The sequence below is a fragment of the Rhodococcus koreensis genome (genome assembly GCF_900105905.1).
Lineage (GTDB): Bacteria > Actinomycetota > Actinomycetes > Mycobacteriales > Mycobacteriaceae > Rhodococcus_F > Rhodococcus_F koreensis.
Genome location: NZ_FNSV01000005.1, coordinates 994,462 through 1,013,333, shown reverse-complemented (window position 1 = coordinate 1,013,333; position 18,872 = coordinate 994,462). Strand labels below are relative to the sequence as shown.

At 72.1% G+C, this 18,872-nt stretch carries 14 protein-coding genes and 1 pseudogene; 4 read left to right on the top strand and 11 right to left on the bottom strand.

Features of this window, described 5'->3' with window-relative positions; genetic code table 11:
- Nucleotide 1: 1 nt before the first annotated feature.
- The 7 genes from BLV94_RS09350 to BLV94_RS09320 all read right to left on the bottom strand — a co-directional run bounded on the left by BLV94_RS09350 (nucleotide 2) and on the right by BLV94_RS09320 (nucleotide 9,237).
- The gene (locus tag BLV94_RS09350) at nucleotides 2–4,297 is read right to left on the bottom strand and encodes a type I polyketide synthase (protein ID WP_072942041.1); all 4,296 of its coding nucleotides are present in this window, start codon (nucleotides 4,295–4,297) and stop codon (nucleotides 2–4) included.
- Nucleotides 4,294–4,581 (bottom strand): acyl carrier protein, encoded by a 288-nt coding sequence (locus BLV94_RS09345; protein ID WP_072942039.1) that lies wholly within the window; start codon nucleotides 4,579–4,581, stop codon nucleotides 4,294–4,296. The genes BLV94_RS09350 and BLV94_RS09345 overlap by 4 nt, the downstream gene beginning before the upstream one ends.
- Before the next feature lie 26 nt (nucleotides 4,582–4,607).
- Nucleotides 4,608–6,359: a fatty acyl-AMP ligase gene (locus BLV94_RS09340; RefSeq protein WP_072942038.1), complete on the bottom strand. Its 1,752-nt coding sequence runs from the start codon at nucleotides 6,357–6,359 to the stop codon at nucleotides 4,608–4,610.
- 134 nt (nucleotides 6,360–6,493) lie between these two features.
- Entirely contained in the window at nucleotides 6,494–7,021 is a 528-nt protein-coding gene (locus BLV94_RS09335) for a hypothetical protein (RefSeq protein WP_072942036.1), read from the bottom strand.
- A complete protein-coding gene (locus BLV94_RS09330; protein ID WP_072942034.1) occupies nucleotides 7,018–7,599 on the bottom strand; it encodes a hypothetical protein in 582 nt (193 codons plus the stop codon). The genes BLV94_RS09335 and BLV94_RS09330 overlap by 4 nt, the downstream gene beginning before the upstream one ends.
- Before the next feature lie 59 nt (nucleotides 7,600–7,658).
- Nucleotides 7,659–8,369 (bottom strand): TVP38/TMEM64 family protein, encoded by a 711-nt coding sequence (locus tag BLV94_RS09325; protein WP_244163569.1) that lies wholly within the window; start codon nucleotides 8,367–8,369, stop codon nucleotides 7,659–7,661.
- A 49-nt stretch (nucleotides 8,370–8,418) separates the two neighbouring features.
- Nucleotides 8,419–9,237, bottom strand: coding sequence for a PaaI family thioesterase (locus BLV94_RS09320; RefSeq protein WP_072942031.1), 819 nt, complete (start codon nucleotides 9,235–9,237; stop codon nucleotides 8,419–8,421).
- 117 nt (nucleotides 9,238–9,354) lie between these two features.
- On the opposite strand from BLV94_RS09320, the gene BLV94_RS09315 reads away from it, so the two are divergent.
- From BLV94_RS09315 to meaB, 3 genes are read left to right on the top strand one after another with little or no spacing between them, the layout of a single operon-like run.
- Entirely contained in the window at nucleotides 9,355–11,271 is a 1,917-nt protein-coding gene (locus BLV94_RS09315) for a methylmalonyl-CoA mutase family protein (protein WP_072942029.1), read from the top strand.
- Nucleotides 11,268–13,532: a methylmalonyl-CoA mutase gene (gene scpA, locus BLV94_RS09310; protein ID WP_072942028.1), complete on the top strand. Its 2,265-nt coding sequence runs from the start codon at nucleotides 11,268–11,270 to the stop codon at nucleotides 13,530–13,532. Before BLV94_RS09315 ends, scpA begins: the two co-directional genes overlap by 4 nt.
- 1 nt (nucleotide 13,533) lies before the next feature.
- Nucleotides 13,534–14,538 carry a methylmalonyl Co-A mutase-associated GTPase MeaB gene (gene meaB, locus BLV94_RS09305; RefSeq protein WP_072942027.1) on the top strand — a complete coding sequence of 335 codons (1,005 nt, stop codon included), beginning with the start codon at nucleotides 13,534–13,536 and terminating at the stop codon, nucleotides 14,536–14,538.
- On the opposite strand, the gene BLV94_RS09300 is transcribed toward meaB, so the two are convergent.
- Both BLV94_RS09300 and BLV94_RS09295 read right to left on the bottom strand, forming a co-directional pair.
- A complete protein-coding gene (locus BLV94_RS09300; protein ID WP_072942026.1) occupies nucleotides 14,527–15,558 on the bottom strand; it encodes a nucleoside hydrolase in 1,032 nt (343 codons plus the stop codon). The genes meaB and BLV94_RS09300 overlap by 12 nt on opposite strands.
- Nucleotides 15,555–16,022, bottom strand: a complete 468-nt coding sequence (locus BLV94_RS09295; protein WP_072942025.1) for an OsmC family protein — start codon at nucleotides 16,020–16,022, stop codon at nucleotides 15,555–15,557. Before BLV94_RS09295 ends, BLV94_RS09300 begins: the two co-directional genes overlap by 4 nt.
- 90 nt (nucleotides 16,023–16,112) lie before the next feature.
- Here BLV94_RS09295 and BLV94_RS09290 point away from each other — a divergent pair.
- A pseudogene (locus tag BLV94_RS09290) lies at nucleotides 16,113–16,741 on the top strand (maleylpyruvate isomerase family mycothiol-dependent enzyme).
- Here the strand turns inward: BLV94_RS09290 and BLV94_RS09285 are convergent.
- Together BLV94_RS09285 and BLV94_RS09280 are read right to left on the bottom strand one after the other, a co-directional pair.
- On the bottom strand, nucleotides 16,725–18,011 hold the full coding sequence (locus BLV94_RS09285) for a CoA transferase (RefSeq protein ID WP_072942024.1): 1,287 nt from the start codon (nucleotides 18,009–18,011) through the stop codon (nucleotides 16,725–16,727). The pseudogene BLV94_RS09290 and the gene BLV94_RS09285 overlap by 17 nt on opposite strands.
- The gene (locus BLV94_RS09280; RefSeq protein ID WP_072942023.1) at nucleotides 18,008–18,868 is read right to left on the bottom strand and encodes a 3-methyladenine DNA glycosylase; all 861 of its coding nucleotides are present in this window, start codon (nucleotides 18,866–18,868) and stop codon (nucleotides 18,008–18,010) included. Before BLV94_RS09280 ends, BLV94_RS09285 begins: the two co-directional genes overlap by 4 nt.
- Between the last annotated feature and the right edge of the window lie 4 nt (nucleotides 18,869–18,872).

Sequence of the window (18,872 nt, the reverse complement as noted above, 5' to 3'; positions counted from 1 at the left end):
GCTACGCGGCCGCGGCGAGCGCGCCGAGTTCCTCGGCGAGAGCCGCCACGGTGGACCGGATCTGGTCCTCGGTGTGGCAGGAGGTGACGAAGAAGCGCAACCGCGCGAGATTCTCCGGCACCGCCGGGTAGAGGATGGGGTTGACGTTGATGCCGCGCCGGAGCAGCGCACCCGACAGCGCGAGGGTGCGTAGTGAATCCCCGACGATGCAGGGGATGACCGGGGTGTCCCCGCTGTCCCCGGTGTCGATTCCGGCGTCCGCGGCGAGTTGCAGGAACAGCCGGGAGTTGCGACGCAACCTGCCGAGGGCCTCGGGTTCGGCGCGCATCTGCCGGATCGCGGCCAGGGACGCCGCGGCATTCATCGGCGTCATCCCGACGCTGTAGACGAAGCCGGGCGTCGTGTACTTCAGGAACCGGATCAGTTCGGCGCTGCCCGCGACATAGCCGCCGCACCCGGCCAGCGCCTTCGACATCGTGCCCGACCACAATTCCACGTCGTCGCGGTCGACGCCGAAGTGCTCGCCGATGCCGCCGCCGGTGGCGCCGAGCACCCCGATGCTGTGCGCCTCGTCGATCATCATCAGCGCCTGGTGCTTCTTCTTCACCGTGATCATCGCGGGCAGGTCGGGAATGTCGCCGTCCTGGCTGTACACGCCCTCGATGAGAATGAGGACCCGCCGGTACCGCGAGCGGATCGCGGTGAGCAGGGCATCGAGCGCCGCGTGGTCGTTGTGCGGGAACGGGCGCCGGGTGGCGCCGGACAGTGCGCAACCCTGCAGGATGCTGTCGTGCGCGAGGCTGTCGTGGACGACGAGGTCACCCTCCCCGAGGAGGTGGCCGATGACCGTGACGTTGGTGGCGTGCCCGCTGACGAGGGCGATGGCGTCGTCGGTTCCGAGCAGCCCGGCCAGTGCGGCCTCGAGTTCGCGGTGTACCGGTTTCTCCCCGGACAGCACGCGGCTGGCCGAGCAGGAGCTGCCGTAGCGGGCGACGGCGTCCTGGACCGCGGAGACGACGGCCGGGTGCCCGGACATGCCGAGGTAGTTGTAGCTGGAGAAGTTGAGGACCTCCGCGCCGTCGATCGTCGACGTGTCCCGGGTGACGCCGTCGTTGACGAGGAAGTACGGGTTGGTGACGCCGAGCCCCTCGGCGGCGGTCAGCCGTGCGGCGAGCGCCTGCACCTCCGGGAAGTCGGCGATGCGGAACTCGGGTGCCACCGCCGGTTCCGGGTCCGGGACGGGCGTCACGGCGGGCCGCGACCCGGGGACGCGGTGCGCCGTCACGTGGTCGATCACCTCGCCGAGCGTGCGGCCCGGTGTGAACCAGTCCGGTTCGACGACGAGACCGGGGAATGCGCGGCGCAACCCGCCGAACAGGTCGGTGATCATGATCGAGTCGAATCCGAGGTCGCCGGCGATCGTCTGCGTCGCGGTCAGCGCGGCCGCGGGGAATCCGCTGACCCGTGCGACTTCCGCGCGCACCCGGGTCGCGGTGTCGCCGGCCGACGCCGCTGGACCGGGCGCGGTGTCCGGTGTCGCCCCCGGGACGGACAGTCCCGTCCCGGGGACACCGGCGGCGGCGGCGAGCACGGCGGCCTGCTCCCGGAACAGAGCGATCAGGTGGTCCATGGTGGTGTCCTCGGGCTCGGCAGCGACGGTGGGTGGTGCGGGTTCGGCGGGTTGCGCCGCGGTGGGTGCGTTCTCGGGTGTCCAGAAGCGGGCGGTGGTCGCGAACGGGTACCCGCGCAGTCGCCGGCGGACCCGGGTGCCCGGCTCGTACAGCGCGTCCCACGCCGGGTCGTGGCCGTCCCGGTACAGGGCGGCGACGGTTGCGGGGAGTTCGTCGCCGGTGGCGGCCGGGCCGGGGCACGGCGCCAGGTGCCGCGCCGGCGAGCCGGGATGGGCGCGGGCGGTCAGCGGCAACAGGATTCGTGCGGGGCCCACCTCGATCAGGTGGGTGGGATCGCAGGTCAGGGCGGCCGCGGTGGCGTCCGCGAAGCGCACGGTGGCCGTGATGTGGTCGGTCCAGTAGGTCGCGTCCATCGGTTCGTCGACGTCGAGGAGCCGCCCCCGGGTGGTGGAGAAGATCGGGATCTCGGGCGGCCTGTACGTGCAGTCGGCGGCGACCTCGGCGAACGCGTCCCGGATCGGTGCCATCGCGGGGGAGTGGAAGGCGTGCGAGACGGTGAGCCTGCGGACGGGGACTCCGGCCGCGGTCAGCGCGGCGCCGATCCGGTCGACGGCGTCTGCCGCCCCCGACAGCACCACGTCCCGCGGCCCGTTCACCGCCGCCAGTGCGGCCGCGGGTTCGCCGGCGAGCAGGGCGGCGACGTCGTCCGGGGTGGCCCGCACCGCCAGCATCGTGCCGCCGGCGGGTAGTTGCTGCATGAGCCGTCCCCGCGCGACGATCAGCCGGCACGCGTCGTCCAGGCCGAACACGCCTGCGTGGGCGGCGGCCGCGTATTCGCCGACGCTGTGGCCGATCAGCCACGCCGGTTCGATGCCCAGTTCACCGAGCGTCCGGGCCAGCGCGTACTCGACCGCGAACAGGGCGGGTTGCGCGAACTCGGTGCGGTGGATGTCTTCGCCGGTGCCGAACAGCACGTCCCGGACCGAGCGGCCCAGGTGCGGGGTCATCCGCTCGTCCACGTCGGACAGCGCCCGCCGGTACGCGCCGTGCTTCTCGTGCAGGGCGCGGGACATTCCCGGGTACTGCGCGCCCTGCCCGGTGAAGAACCAGCCGACGCTGACCGGGCGGGCCGTCCCGGACAGCGACTCGAGCAGGTGTTCGTCACCGGCCGCCGCGCGCAGCGCCGCGACGGCCTCCTCCCGGTCGTGGGCGGGGAGCGCGAGCCGGTGGCGCCCGGATGCCTTGACCGTGTTCGTGCTCCAGCACACCCGGCCCAGTTCGGCGTGGGGGTGGGCGAGCAGATCGTCGGCCAGGGCGGCGGCGGTGCGGGCGAGGCCGTCCCGGTCGTTCGACGACAGGGTGAGCACGCCGCCGCCCGTGCTCGCCGCGTGCTGCTCGCCGGCGGGCGCCGCGGCGAGCAGCAGGTGGGCGTTGGTGCCGCCGAGCCCGAAACTGCTCACGGCGCCGTGCACGTCGCCGCCGGGCAGCGGCATCGGCTCCGACAGGATCTGAAGACCGTTGTCCGCCAACCGGAGCCGCGGGTTGACGTCCGCCGCGCCGCGGCTGGGCGGCACCACCCGGTGGTGCAGCGCCAGGGCTGCCTTGATCAGTCCGGCCACCCCGGCCGCGCCCTCGGTGTGACCGAGATTGCCCTTGATCGACCCGATCGCGCACGGCCGCGGGCGGGGCACCGCGTGGACGTGACCGAGGGCCTTGATCTCGATCATGTCGCCGAGCACCGTCCCGGTGCCGTGCGCCTCGACGAACGCGACCTGTGCGGGCGTGACACCCGCACGCCGGTACGCCTTCTCGACGACCTGCTGCTGGGCCCAGCGGTTGGGGGCGGTGATCCCGTTGCTGCGGCCGTCGTTGTTGACGGCGCTGCCCTTGATCACGGCGTAGATCGGCAGGCCCTCCGCCTGCGCGTCCGCGAGCCGGCGCAACACGAGTACCGCGACCCCCTCGCCGCGGCCGATTCCGTCGGCCGCACCGCTGAACGGTTTGCACCTGCCGTCCGGCGCGGACAGCCCGGCCTGCGTGTAGAAGACGTTCACCGTGGGGGTCAGGGTCAGGTTGACGCCCCCGGCGAGGGCCTGGTCGCAGTCCCCGGACCGCAGCGCCGCGCAGGCCAGGTGGACGGCGACGAGCGACGACGAGCAGGCGGTGTCGATCGCCATGCTCGGGCCCTGCAGGTTCAGCTGGTAAGAGACCCGGTTGGCGGTCATGAAATAGCCGTTGCCGCTGCCGAGCTGCGGGGTGATGCGCGGGAGGTCGCGCATCTGGAGATTCCACTCGTTGGCCATGACGCCGACGTACACGCCGGTGTTCGAACCGGCCTGGGCCCGCGGATCGAGTGCGGCGTCCTCGAACGCCCGCCACGCCGCCTGCAGCAGCAGCCGCTGTTGCGGGTCCATCGCCGCGGCCTCGCGGGGTGCGATGCCGAAGAAGTCGTGGTCGAAGGCGTCCGCGTCGGCGAGGAATCCGCCGCTGCGGTTGTTGACGGTGCCGGGACCACCGGCGGCGTCGAACACGACGTCCGCGTTCCAGCGTCCGGCGGGGACGTCGGTGATGCCGTCGCTGCCCTCCATCAGCAGCGTCCACAATGCGGCGGGGTCGGGGGCCTGCGGGAAGCGGCAGTCGAGGCCGACTATCGCGACGTCGGTCATGAGGCCTTCCGGTGCCGCAGTGCGGTTTCGCCGACGACGAAGACGGCCATCTCGGCGATCGTCGGGTAGTCGAACACCACGGTCGGATCGAGTTCGAGGTCCCACCGGTCCTCGATCTCGCCGCACAGGCTCACCGCGGACACCGATTCGATTCCCAGCTCGGCGAGGGGGAGGTGCGGATCGACGTCGTGCACCGGCCGTTCGGTGTGATCGGCGACCCGGCAGGCGAGCCAGTCGATGACGGGGGCGAGGTCGCGGCGGGTGATCTGCTCGGGGACGGGCATCGGGTTCTCCTGGTCGGTGATCGGGGTCAGGCGGGCACGGCGGTGGTGGTCCGGAGGCGCTGCACCGCCGGGTCGATGTCCTCGTGCAGGACGGCGTCGACGCGGGACCGGAGGAACGAGGCGCGCATCGATCTGCGCTGGACCTTCCCGCTGGTGGTGCGGTGCACGCCGCGGCGGTCGACCAGCACCACACTCGGCGCGTGGACGTCGAAGGTCCGGGCGACGCCGAGCCTGATCCGGCGGGCGAGTGCGGGCAGTGTCAAGTCGTCGATCAGCGCGGTCCTGACCTCGTGGATCACCAGCAGCCGCTCGTGCTGCCCGGTGTCGAGCGAGAACACCACCCCGGCGGAACCGGTGAGCGCCGGATGCAGGTCCCGCACGGCCTCCTCGATGTCCTGGGGGTACAGGTTGCGGCCGTTGACGATCAGCAGGTCCTTCAGGCGGCCGGTGACGTAGAGGTGCCCGTCGTCGAACACCCCGAGGTCGCCGGTGCGCAGGTACGGTCCGTCGCCGTCGAGAGTGGCGCGGAACTTCTCCGCGGTCTCGTCCGGCCGTCTCCAGTAGCCGGCGGCGACGCTGCCGCCGGAGATCCAGATCTCCCCGACCCGCCCGCGCGGTTGCTCCCGGCCGGTGTGCGGGTCGACGATGCGGATGTCGCACCCGAACGGCCTGCCGCTGCCGACCAGCCGGGCGCCGCCGGCCTTCGGCGTCAGTTCGTGACGCTCCAGTGCGGCGGCGTCGACGTCGAGATACTTTGGGGCGCAGCCGACCTCGCTGGCGGTGGCGAGCAGGGTCGCCTCGGCCATGCCGTACGCGGTCAGGAAGGCACCCGCCCGGAAACCGACGGGCCCGAGCCGGTCGATCACGGCGTCGAGGGTGCGGGGCCGGATGGGTTCGGCCCCGTTCAGCGCCACCCGCACCGAGGACAAGTCCAGCCCGGCCAGTTGGTCGTCGGGGATCCGGCGGGCGACGAGGTCGTACGCGAAGTTCGGGCCGAGGGTCATGTCGGCGCGGTAGCTGTCGATCAGCTGCAACCAGCGCACCGGCCGTTTGAGGAAGGCCATCGGCGACATGAACGCGAGGTTGCCGCCGAAGTAGAGCGGCAGCAGCAGCATGCCGATCAGCCCCATGTCGTGGAAGTGCGGGAGCCAGCCGACCCCGGTCACCGTGTCGTCGGCGCCGTTGGCCTCGGTCATGGCGGCCGCGTTGTGCAGCAGGTTTCCGTGGGTCACCATCACGCCCTTCGGTTCGCTGGTGGAACCGGACGTGTACTGGAGGAAGGCCAGGGTGCCGGCGTCGAGTCCGGGCAGGCGCCAGTGGTCGGGGTCGGGGTCGCCGAGTTCGGCGGTGTCGGTGGCGGCGACGGAAACCGTGGCGGCGAGCCCGGACTCGCGGATCCAGCTGTCGAGCGGTTCGGCGACCGCGGACGTGGTGAGCACGAGGCGCACGTCGGCGTCCGCGAACATCGTGGCGACGCGCTGCATGCTGCGCTCGTCGTGCGGGACCGGTGCGGGTACGGCGACCACCCCGGCGTAGAGGCAGCCGAGAAACGCGCGGAGGAAGTCGATTCCGTCGACGTACAGCAGCATCACCGGGTGTTCGGCCTCGGGCCGCGTCGACAGCCACACCGCGAGTGCGCGGGCGTCCCGGTCCAGTTCGCGGTAGGTCACTTCCTCGGCGACGAGTTCGCGGCCGACCTCGCGGTGGTAGGTGTAGGACCGGTCGTCGCCGTAGACGGCGACCTGGGCGCGGACGTGGGACACGAAATCGGTAGGCAAGGATGCTCTCTCCCTCGGATTGGACGAGTACGACTCTCGTCCGCGCCGAGGCGGGAACCCATCACCCCCAGGGCTGGTTTCGCGCACCCCCGGGGTGAATGTCCCACACCGGTGGAGGTCACCGGGACGGGCTGCTACGTGATGAGGGCGCGGCCCGTTCCGCACACCGCGATCGCCCAGAGCACGCTGGTGAACGTGCCGATGATGAATTGTTCCGAGGCGTGCGCCTCGCGCAGTTCGGGGTAGCGGGCCAGTCCCTTGACCGCCAGTACGACGGCGATGCCCTCCGGCCAGGCCGCGAGGATCGAGACGGCGACGGCGGCACGCTCGAGGAGGCCGATGATCCGTCCGCCGCGCAGCGGCCCGGCGTCGGGTCGCGGGTCGGATCCGGCGTCGGGCTGGCGGCGCGCGATGCGGAACGCGGCCAGCACGAGCGGCGCCCCGCCGGTGGTCGCGGCCGCGACGCACAGGACGAGGGTCGCGGCGAGGGCGAACCCGGTGACCGGTGTGGTGGCGGATGCGGCGACCGCCGCGACGGTCAGGGCGAGCACGACCACGATCGGCGCCGCCCACTGCGACATCCAGCGGGGGCCGCGGGGCCCCGCGAGCACCAGGGGTGCGAGCGCGGCGACGCCGAGGGCGATGAGGGCCAGGGTCGTCACGTGTCCGCCTTGCGTAGGAGTCGTTCGGCCAGTCGTCGCCCCGCGGTCTCGACGTGCCAGCCCGCGGTGGAGAGTCGTTGGGAGACGGCCTGCTTGCTGATGCCCAGCGCGCGGGCCGCCTCGGTCTGGGTGGAGCCGCGCCGCATCTGCTCGACGGCCTCGCGGCCCTCCTCGGTGCGGCGCGCGACGAGGACCGCGACGAGGGCGAGCGCGGTGTCCGCGTCGGCGGCGCCGTCCGGGTCCGGACCCTCGACGGCCACCCGTCCGGGGGCGCTCTTGGCGCGGTCGACGGCGATCCGCGCGGATTCGAACGCGGGGCCGCGCCCGGCCCGGGTTTCGCTGGGGAGGGGTTCCTCGACGGGTCCGGCGCCGATGCCGATGCTCCAGTGTTCGCGGGCGACGAGGTCGAGGGCGAGGTCGACGACGGTCGCCGGGTCCGCGACGACGGCCTGGACCTCGTCGCCCGCGGTCCGCTGGAACGGGCGGACGAGGTCGCGGTGCGCGAATTCGGAGAGGAGTGGGGCGACACGGTCGATGTCGCGGCGGCTGCCGCGCTGGTCGACCGTCAACACGAACATGAGTCAAGGCTAGAAACTGGATATCACGATGTCAATACTCAAAGCTTGACTTCGCGGGTTCAAGACTGCGGGATTGACTCATCCTCGGCGGGGCGGTCGACAACCGGTTCCGGCACCGCGTCACCGGAACCGTCCAGCGGCCGCCGGGAATCCACCACCAGCCCGGCGATTCCGACGGCGATGCACACCGCGGACAGCACCAGGAGTCCCGGCTTCGTCTCCCCGGTGAGCGCGTCGCCGAGCACGACGATGCCGACGGTCCCCGGCAGCACACCGATCACCGTGGCCAGCACGTACGGGATCAGCCGGATCGAGGACACGCCTGCGCAGTAGTTCACCACGGAGAACGGGACGAACGCGATCAGCCGCAACGACCCCACCGCGAGCCAGCCGCGCCGGGCGATCCGCTCGTCCACCCGCCGGATCGTCGGGTTGGAGATGCGCTGCCACACCACGTCCCGGCCGACGGCACGCACCAGGTAGAGGGCGAGCACGGCGCTCACCGTCGACGCCAGCACCGCGATCGCGATGCCCAGCCACGCGCCGAACAGCAATCCGGCGCTGAGCGTGAACACCGTGCGGGGGAACGGGAACACCGTCACCACCGCGTGCACGGCGAAGAAGACGAGGGGAAACGCCGGACCGACGGAGTGCGCCCATTCCCGCACCTGCAGCACGGACGGATGCGGGGCCAGCAGCGCCACGACGACCAGCGCGACTGCCAGTACTGCGACGCCGATCACCCTGCGGTCCCCGAGGCGTCTCTTCACAGGGCACCAGGCTACCCGGGAGACCGGTCCGGGGCGCCGCGAGCGCCGGTCAGGGCAGCCGGCGGCGCCCGGTCACCGTCGCCTCGACGCAGACCCGCCCGCCCGACGTCCCGGCCACCCGGGTCGTCGCCACCGCGCGGCCCGCCCGCACCACGTCCGCGGTGAACGTCGTGTCGCAGTCCAGCGGAACCGGGCGGAAATAGTTGATCCGCACGGAAGCGGTGTCCATGTCCGCGCCCTGCCCGCTCAGGGCCGCGCTCGCGGCGAGGTCCGTCGCGCAGGCCTGGACGCCGCCGTGGACGAACCCGAGCTTGTTCGCGATCAGCGGGTTCGCCGGCACCACCACCCGCGTACCGGCGTCCTCGACCCGCCCGCCGATCCAGTCGAGCGGCGCGACCCCCGGTTCCGGGAACTCGGGGAGGGCGCCACCGTCCGGCGCCGGCGCCGGCAGGTCCACGAAGTTGCCCCACAGGGTGCCGGTGGCGATCAGGGTCCCGGCCGCATCGTGGACGCGGGCGGTGGAGGTGCCGCCGTCGGCGGTGACCGCGAGGAGCCGGCTCTCCGCCCACAGCGTCGGGCCCCGCCACCGCCGGGGCGTGACGACGTCCATCGACAACTCGGCCGTGACCAGGCCGTCGCGTGTTCCGCGCCGGTCCCACACCGTGAATCCGAGGAGGTCGTCGAGCAGCACGGCGAGGACGCCGCCGTAGGAGATGTCGGCGGTCTTCGCGGCGAGCGCAGCGATGTCCATGCTCATACGATTGAGTGGTTCGCCGCGGTCGTCGACGTCCCGGGTCGGCGCACCGAGCCCGAACAGCCGCTGGGTGTTCGTGCGACCGGTCACCGCCGGTTCGTGCGCAACGCTCATGACCTGAGGTTATTCATCGTGTGGTGATCCTCACGATAGGGGGCGCCGAACTGCGGCTAGCATCACAGTCACACAACGTATTGATCGATCGCTCATCAGGGAGAGGAAGCCGACACCGTGTCACTAGCTTCAGAAACCGAGGAAGCTGCGCGGGCGTACGCCGACTGGCAGCACTCCGTGGCCGGAGTCCTCGCGAAGTCGCGTCGGATCGACGCCGCGGAACTCGGTCCGGAACCCCAGAAGCTCCTCGAGACCGTCACCTACGACGGTGTCACCATCGCACCGCTGTACAGCCCCCGCGACGAGCGCCCGGAGCAGCCCCTGCCCGGCACCTTCCCCTACGTGCGCGGCGCCGACGCCACCCGCGACGTCAACGCCGGCTGGCTGGTCAGCGCCCGCTTCGGTGAGGGTGCGGAAGCCGCGGACGTCAACCGCTCCGTCCTGGACTCCCTGGAGAACGGGGTCAGCGCCCTGTGGCTCGCCGTCGGCGGCGCCGATCTCCCCGTCCGGTCCCTGGAGACGGCCCTCGACGGTGTGCTCCTCGACCTCGCCCCGCTGACCCTCGACGCCGGCACCGACGCACCGCTCGCGGCGCGGGCGCTGTTCGCGCTGCTCGACGCCCGTGCCGCCGCCGGCGACGGGGTCACCGACCGCACCGCGGTCCGTGTCGACCTCGGCGCCGCACCGCTCACGAGCGCGTTCGCCGGTACTGCCGACGTGGAACTCGGCGACGCGGTGACCCTCGCCACCGAATCCGCGGCCCGGTCCGAGAGCGTGCGGGCGATCGCCGTGGACGGCACCGCATTTCACGACGCAGGCGCCTCCGACGCCGAGGAACTCGGCGCATCGATCGCGGCGGGGCTCGAGTACCTGCGGGTGCTCACCGCGAGCGGGCTGACCATCGGGCAGGCCCTCGGGCAGCTCGGCTTCCGGTTTTCGGCCACCGACGACCAGTTCCAGACCATCGCCAAGTTCCGTGCCGCGCGGCTGGTGTGGGCGCGGATCGCCCAGGTGTGCGGCGCCTCCGACTTCGGCGGCGCCCCGCAGCACGCCGTCACGTCCGCCGCCATGATGGCGCAGCGCGACCCGTGGGTGAACATGCTCCGCACCACCCTCGCCGCGTTCGGTGCCGGCGTCGGCGGCGCGGACGCCGTCACGGTGCTGCCGTTCGATTCCGCGCTGCCCGCCGGGGCGCTGGGGGTGTCGAAGACCTTCGCCGCGCGCATCGCCCGCAACACCCAGCTGCTGCTGCTCGAGGAGTCGCACCTCGGCCGGGTGCTCGACCCCGCGGCCGGGTCCTGGTACGTCGAGGACCTCACCCAGCAGGTCGCGGCCAAGGCGTGGGAGTTCTTCCAGCAGATCGAGGCGGCCGGCGGCTACCTCGCCGCACTCGACGCCGGCCTGATCGGCGAACGGATCGCTTCCACCCGCGCGCAACGTGATTCGGACATCGCGCACCGCAAGACCACCGTCACCGGGGTCAACGAGTTCCCGAACCTCGGCGAGGCACCGCTGCCCGCCGGCGCCGCGGACACGGGCCGCGTCGCCCGGTACGCCGCCGCGTTCGAGGTGCTGCGGGACCGCTCCGACGCCTACCTGGCGGCCAACGGTGCGCGCCCCACCGTGTTCCTGGCCCCGCTCGGACCCGTCGCCGAGCACAACGTGCGGACCACGTTCAGCGCGAACCTGCTGGCGTCGGGCGGCATCGAGGCCCTCAACCCCGGCCCCCTCGCGGTCGGTGACGGCAGCATCGCCGCCGCCGCGAAGGACTCCGGCGCCGGCATCGCCGTGATCTGCGGCACCGACAAGCGGTACGCCGCCGAGGCCACGGCCGCGGCGGAGGAACTGCGCGCCGCCGGAATCGGCACCGTGCTGCTCGCCGGCCCGGAGAAGGTCGTCGCCGACGCGGACGGCGCCGCCCGGCCCGACGGATTCGTCACCGCCCGCATCGACGCAGTCTCGGTCCTGTCCGGCCTGCTCGACACCATCGAGAGCCCGAGCGACTCCTCGGGCGACACAGGGAGCAAGAAGTGACTACTCGCGAGGTCAAGCACGCGATCGGCAGCTTCGCCGAAGTGCCACTGGAGGATCCGCAGTCTCCTCAGCCGTCCGCTCCGACGCCGGAGCAGACGGACGAGCTGATCGCGTCCGCCGCGGCGGCGAACCACTACAGCCCGGAACAGGTGGTGTGGTCCACCCCCGAGGGCATCGACGTCAAACCGGTCTACACCAAGGCCGACCGGGACGCCGCCGAGGCCGAGGGCTACCCGGTGGGCAGCTTCCCGGGCGCCGCGCCGTTCGTGCGCGGGCCGTACCCCACCATGTACGTGAACCAGCCGTGGACGATCCGCCAGTACGCGGGCTTCTCGACCGCCGCCGAATCCAACGCCTTCTACCGCCGCAACCTCGCGGCCGGTCAGAAGGGTCTGTCGGTGGCGTTCGACCTGGCGACGCACCGAGGCTACGACTCCGACCACCCGCGGGTGCAGGGCGACGTCGGCATGGCCGGTGTGGCGATCGACTCGATCCTGGACATGCGTCAGCTGTTCGACCACATCCCGCTCGACAGTGTCAGCGTGTCGATGACCATGAACGGTGCGGTGCTGCCGATCCTCGCGCTGTACGTCGTGGCCGCCGAGGAGCAGGGTGTCGCCCCGGAGCAGCTGGCCGGAACCATTCAGAACGACATTCTGAAGGAGTTCATGGTCCGCAACACCTACATCTACCCGCCGAAGCCGTCGATGCGGATCATCTCCGACATCTTCGCGTACACCAGCGCGAAGATGCCGAAGTTCAACTCGATCTCCATTTCCGGCTACCACATCCAGGAGGCCGGTGCCACCGCCGATCTGGAGCTGGCGTACACCCTCGCCGACGGTGTCGAATACATCCGCGCCGGCCTCGACGCGGGCATGGAGATCGACAAGTTCGCGCCGCGGCTGTCGTTCTTCTGGGCGATCGGCATGAACTTCTTCATGGAGGTCGCGAAGCTGCGCGCCGGCCGCCTGCTGTGGAGTGAACTGGTCGCGAAGTTCGAACCGAAGTCCGCGAAGTCGTTGTCGCTGCGCACCCACTCGCAGACGTCGGGCTGGTCGCTGACCGCGCAGGACGTGTACAACAACGTGGCCCGCACGTGCGTCGAGGCGATGGCGGCGACGCAGGGGCACACCCAGTCGCTGCACACCAACGCACTCGACGAGGCCCTCGCCCTGCCGACGGACTTCTCCGCCCGCATCGCCCGCAACACCCAGCTGCTGCTGCAGCAGGAGTCGGGGACCGTCCGTCCCATCGACCCCTGGGGCGGTTCGCATTACGTCGAGTGGCTCACCCACCAGCTGGCGAACCGTGCGCGCGCGCACATCGCCGAGGTCGAAGAGGCCGGCGGCATGGCGCAGGCGATCAGCGAGGGCATCCCGAAGCTGCGCATCGAGGAGGCCGCGGCTCGCACCCAGGCCCGTATCGACTCTGGCCGGCAGCCGCTGATCGGCGTCAACAAGTACGTGCCGGACGAGGCCGACGAGATCGAGGTCCTCAAGGTCGAGAACTCGCGGGTCCGCAAGGAACAGCTCGAGAAGCTGGACCGGCTGCGCGCCGACCGGGACTCGGGAGCCGTCGAGGCGGCGCTCGCGGAACTGAGCCGCGCCGCCGCGGCCACCGAGGGCGGCATGGAGAACAACCTGCTGGCGCTGGCGATCGACGCGGCCCGGGCGAAGGCCACGGTCGGGGAGATCTCCGAGGCGCTGGAGAAGGTGTACGGGCGTCACCAGGCCGAGATCCGCACCATCAGCGGGGTGTACCGGGACGAGGCCGGGAAGGTCGACAACATCAACAGGGCAACCGAACTCGTCGAGAAGTTCGCGGAAGAGGAGGGCCGGCGTCCCCGTGTCCTCATCGCCAAGATGGGGCAGGACGGTCACGACCGCGGCCAGAAGGTGATCGCCACGGCCTTCGCGGACATCGGATTCGACGTGGACGTCGGACCGCTGTTCCAGACCCCGGAGGAGGTCGCCAACCAGGCGGCCGACAACGACGTCCACGTGGTCGGTGTGTCGTCGTTGGCCGCAGGTCACCTCACGCTGGTGCCCGCGCTCCGGGAAGCACTCGCGGCGGTGGGACGCCCCGACATCATGATCGTGGTCGGTGGCGTCATCCCGCCCGGCGACTTCGCCGAACTGTACGAGGCCGGCGCCGCGGCGATCTTCCCGCCGGGGACGGTCATCGCGGACGCCGCCAGCGGTCTGCTCGAGAAGCTGGCCGCGCAACTCGGCCACGACCTGACGGGCACCCCGGAATAGCATGGGGCGGCCTCCAGTCGACATCGACGCCCTCGCCCAGGCCGTGCGCGCCAACCAGCGCGCCGGCCTGGCGAAGGCCATCACCCTGGTCGAGTCCACCCGCACCGACCACCGTGAGGCGGCGCAGCGGCTGCTGCTCGAGCTGCTGCCGGAGTCGGGGAAGGCGCACCGGGTCGGGATCACCGGGGTGCCCGGCGTCGGGAAGTCCACGTTCATCGACGCGCTCGGGATGCACCTGATCGGGCAGGGGCACCGGGTGGCGGTCCTGGCCGTCGACCCGTCGTCGACACGCACCGGCGGGTCGATCCTGGGCGACAAGACACGGATGGCGCGGCTGACCGTCGAGAAGGACGCCTACATCCGGCCGTCCCCGACGTCGGGGACCCTCGGCGGGGTCGCGAAGGCGACCCGCGAGACGATCGTGCTGCTCGAGGCGGCCGGCTTCGACGTGATCCTCGTCGAGACGGTCGGTGTCGGGCAGTCCGAGGTGACGGTCGCGAACATGGTGGACTGCTTCTGCTTCCTCACCCTGGCCCGCACCGGCGACCAGTTGCAGGGCATCAAGAAGGGGGTCCTCGAACTCGCCGACCTCGTCGCCGTGAACAAGGCGGACGGCAAGCACGAGCGGGAGGCGAAGGGCGCCGCCCGGGAACTCGCCGGTGCGCTGCGCCTGATCTACCCGCACGACGCCGTCTGGACGCCGCCGGTGATCACGATGAGCGGTCTCGAGGGTGTCGGTCTCGAGGACTTCTGGAACACCGTCTGCAAGCACCGGGACGTGCTGACCGCGGCCGGGCAGTTCGAGGAGAACCGGCGCCGCCAGCAGGTGGACTGGACGTGGACGATGGTCAACGACCAGCTGCTGCGCCGCCTCGCGTCGAACACGAGGGTCAAGGCGATCCGCGGCGACGTCGAACAGCGGGTGCGGGACGGATCCCTGACGGCGGCGCTGGCCGCCGCCGAGATCCTCCACGCGTTCGACGATGCGGACGCGTCAGCCGACTGATTTCGCGAAGCGCCCGACCCGGTCGACGAGATCGTCGAAGAACGCGGCCGGGTCGGTGCTCACCGCGACGTCGACGTTGGGTTCCCGGTTCCAGTGGCCCACCCAGTCGGCGACCGTGGTGCCCCGGGTGAGCCGGCCGTGCAGTTCGACGTCGACGGTCGCAGGCCGGGTCCGTGCGATCGCCGGGTTCAGTGCCACGGCCGCCGCGAACGGGTCGTGCATGTGCGCCAGGAAACCCTGGTCGTGGGTGCGGTGGAAGTCCATGTAGAACCGGATGGCGTCGGACAGGTGCCGGATCACCGCGTTGCTGGCGGTCGAGCGCACCTGCGGGCCGTCGTCGGGGGAGATGATCTCGGCGGGGGTGCTGCCGGCCGCCTCCGCGAGCCGCCGCACGTGGTCCGGTGTCATCTCGATCGTCTCGGTGACGTCCAGCCCGCACAGGATGGGCCGCCTGCCCTCGGGCAGACCGGAGAAGGCGTCGAACACCTCCTTGGCTGCCTCCGGATCCACCGACACGTTCCATTCACTGGTGGGGGTCGTGTTGCCGGGGTGGTTGAACGCCCCGCCCATCACGACCAGGCGCCGCAGCATCCGGGGCAGTTCCGGTTCCTCGCGGATCGCGAGGGCCAGGTTCGTCAGCGGCCCGGTCACCAGCCCGGTCAGCTCCCCGGGAGCGTCCCGGACCAGGTCCACCCACAGGCTGGTCGCGTCCCGCTCGGACAGCGACCGGCCGGACGGGGGGAGGACGGCGTACCCGATGCCCTGCGGGCCGTGCGTGTCCTCGGTGGTGCGCAGCGGGCAGTCCAGCGGCACCCGGGCGCCGAGCGCCACCTCGACGTCGGGGGCCCCGCACAGTTCGAGCCAGTTCAGGTTGTTCGCCGCGACCTGCTCGACGGGCACGTTGCCCGCGGTGCTGGCGATGCCCGCGATCTGGGCCTCCGGGCTGGCCAGCAGGTACAGCAGGGCGAGGGAGTCGTCGATGCCGGTGTCGACGTCGACGATCAGCCGCTGCCTGCTCACGCCGTCACCACCGTCGGCCGGTGGTGCACGGGGAACGCGACCGACCGGGCGATGAAGCACTTCGCGTGCGCCCGCGCATGCAGCGACTCGGCGCGCGCGGCCATCGCCGCCTCCGTGACGGTGACCGTGGGATGCAGCACCACCTCGGTGAATTCGCCTGCCCCGTCCGGGTGTTCGACCATCGTGCCCGTCGCGTCGTCCCGGTAGTCGACGACGACCACACCGGCCGCGGCGGCCAGACCCAGATACCAGAGCATGTGGCACTGCGACAGCGACGCAACGAGCAGTTCCTCCGGATTCCAGCGGGCAGCGTCGCCGCGGAACGACGGGTCCGCGCTGCCCGGCAGATCGGGTTTCCCGGCCGCCGCGATCACGTGGTCCCGGTCGTAGGTGTCCGGGCCCGACGTCCCAGCGCCGCGGTTGCCGGTCCAGGTGACCGTCAGCGTGTAGTCGTGTGTGCTCACGCGATCATTCTTCACGGCCGCGCGATGAGTTTCGCGGGCGGGCACGGTCTGTTCACGTAGAGCACGACACGGCGACCGGAGGAGACGGACATGGCACGGGACACGGCCCCGGACTGGGTCGCGGGGGAGCGGCGCGACCTGGCGTCGATGCTGGCGGGACTGACGCCGGAGCAATGGGACGCGCCGTCGCTGTGCGCGGGGTGGCGCACCCGGGAGGTAATCGCGCACATCACCATGCCGTATCGCCTGTCGACGCCGCGGATCCTGCTGAAGATGGTGAAGGCGCGCGGCAAATTCAACCGGATGTCGGACGCGCAGGCCCGCGAGGACGCGCGGACTCTGACCGCCGGCGCGCTGCTGCGCACACTGGAGGAGAACGTCGCGCACCCGTGGACGCCGCCGGGAGGCGGCTTCGAGGGGCACTGTCCCACGACGTGATCCACGGTCTCGACGTGTCGGTGGCGCTCGGCCTGGGCAGGCGGGTCCCGGACGACCGCCTCGACCGGGTCCTCGGCGGCGTCGGCCCGAAGCACGTGAAGTACTTCGGCGTCGACCTGACGGGCGTGCAGTTGACGGCGGACGATCGAACCTGGACCTTCGGTGTGGGTGCGCCGCTGCGCGGTTCCGCCCAGGACCTGCTCCTCGTGCTGTGCGGTCGCCGGTTGCCGCCGGGACATCTGAGCGGGGAACCGGGCGCACGGTTCACGGCGACGGGGTGAGCCCGGGCCAGGCGGGGACGTCGCCGCCCCAGGGCCGGGCCGGGAACGGGTAGTCGTCGAATTCGGCCAGGGCGGGGCGGGCCGTCACCAGGTCGCCGTGCGCGGTGAGGCAGCGGGGTCCGGGCACCGCCGGCGGCGGCGGATCCTCGGATCGGCCGTCCGCGGTCAGCAGCCACGCCGCGGTGCGGGCCAGGGACACGTCGACGGTCCGGCCGCGCCCGTCGGTGTACCCGGCGGCGAGGGCGTCGACGATGCCGGCGGCGAGCAGATACCCGGTGGCGTGATCGAGTGCCTGCGCGGGCAGCGCGCCGGGAATGTCGCCGACGCCCTCGATCGTCGCGATCCCCGACGCCGCCTGGACGATGCTGTCGAATCCCCGCCGGTCCGCCCAGGGACCGGAGCCGCCCCACGCGCACACCCGTCCCCGCACCAGATGCGGTGGGGCGTGGTCGAACAGCCCGTCCAGCGCGCCCGGACGGTAGCCGGTGACGACCACGTCCGCCCCGGCGAGCAGGCGGTCCCACACCGCTCGGCCGTCCGCGGACCGCACGTCGAGCAGCGCGGACCGCTTGCCCTGCCCGGTGTCGCGGTGCTGCACGACGATCTCGGGGAGCGACGGGGGATCGATCCGCAGCACCTCGGCGCCTAGGAGCGCCAGCGTGCGGGTGGCGACGGGGCCCGCGATCACCCGGGTCAGGTCCAGAACCCGCACCCCCGCCAACGGTCCCGGGCCGGGAACGATGCGGGAGCGCTGCCCGGCGGCGTGCACCACGGTGGACACGAGGTCGCCGGTCGCGGCGGCCGCCCCCTGCGGGCTCGCCGCCCACTCCGCGGCCGTCCGCACCCGCACCGCGACGGCCTGCGCGGCGGCGGCCCGATCCTCGATCTCGGCGGCGGTGAGGGTCCCGATCCGGGCGGCCACCGCGTCCCGGCCGGCGTCGGCGGACAGGTCGAGCGCCGACAGCAGCCGGGTGCGGTGGTGCGGGTAGTTGGCGTGGGTCCGCACCCAGCCGTCCGACGCCGGAAAGAACCCCGACAGCTCCGCGAAACCGGACACCGGGGCGCCCGACAACCGCAGCAGACGGTCGCTCGCGAACGACGCGGCGATCCGCTCGGGGTCGAGCCGCCACTGCCGGGGGTCGCGGCCGTGCGCGCGGTCGAACCGGTCGACGGCGCCGGTGAGGGCGGTCAGCGAGCCCGCCGCCACCGCGTACACGGGGAGGCGGGCCGCCAGGTAGTCCCCGGCGTGGTCGGGCACCGGGGGAGTCACGGCCCCACGGCGGCGAGCAACCGGCGGCACCGGTCGTGCAACGCGGCACGCAGCGGTGCGGCGCGGGCGGCCAGCGCGGCCTGCTCCCGGACGTATTCGGCGCGGCCGTGCGGGGTCTCGATCGGGATCGGGGTGTAGCCGTATCCGCTCAGGTCGTACGGGCTGGCCCGCATGTCGAGTTCCCGTGCGGCAAGCGCCAGTTCGAAGCAGTCGACGGTCAGGTCCGAGTCGATCATCGGCGCGAGCTTGTAGCAGTACTTGTACAGATCCATCGACGCATGCAGGCACCCGGGCTGCTCCCGGCCGAGCTGGTCGGCCCGGGTCAGCGGCACGCTGTTCCGGGGTTCGGCGGCCGGGGTGAAGAAGCGGTACGCGTCGTAATGGGTGCAGCGCAGTTGCAGCGACTCCACCACGGAGTCGGTGCCGCCCGCCCCGAGCCGCAGCGGCACGCCGCCGTGCCGCACCTCCTCGGACCGGTACACCATCGCCCACTCGTGCAGGCCGAAGCAGGACAGGTGCGGGGGCCGCCCACCGGTCGCCTCCATCAGTCGGGCAGTGAACGCGACCGTGTCCGCGCGGCGCCGCAGGAACTCCGGGTCGACGGTGACACCGCCGTCGGCGCGGTGATAGCCGCGGAGGTCGGCGTACTCGTCCGCGCCGGCGAGGACGGTGCCCCACCCGGCGTGCCAGCGGAGCAGCTGGTTCGGCCGGTAGCTGTAATAGGTGAACAGGAAGTCGTTCACCGGGTGGGTCGCCCCGCGGTCCCGCCGCTCGAGGTGCGGCCCGATCAGCGCGGACACCCTCGCCCGGTGCCGGTCGCGGCGAGGGATCCATTCCGACGCGTCCAGAACGTTCATCCGA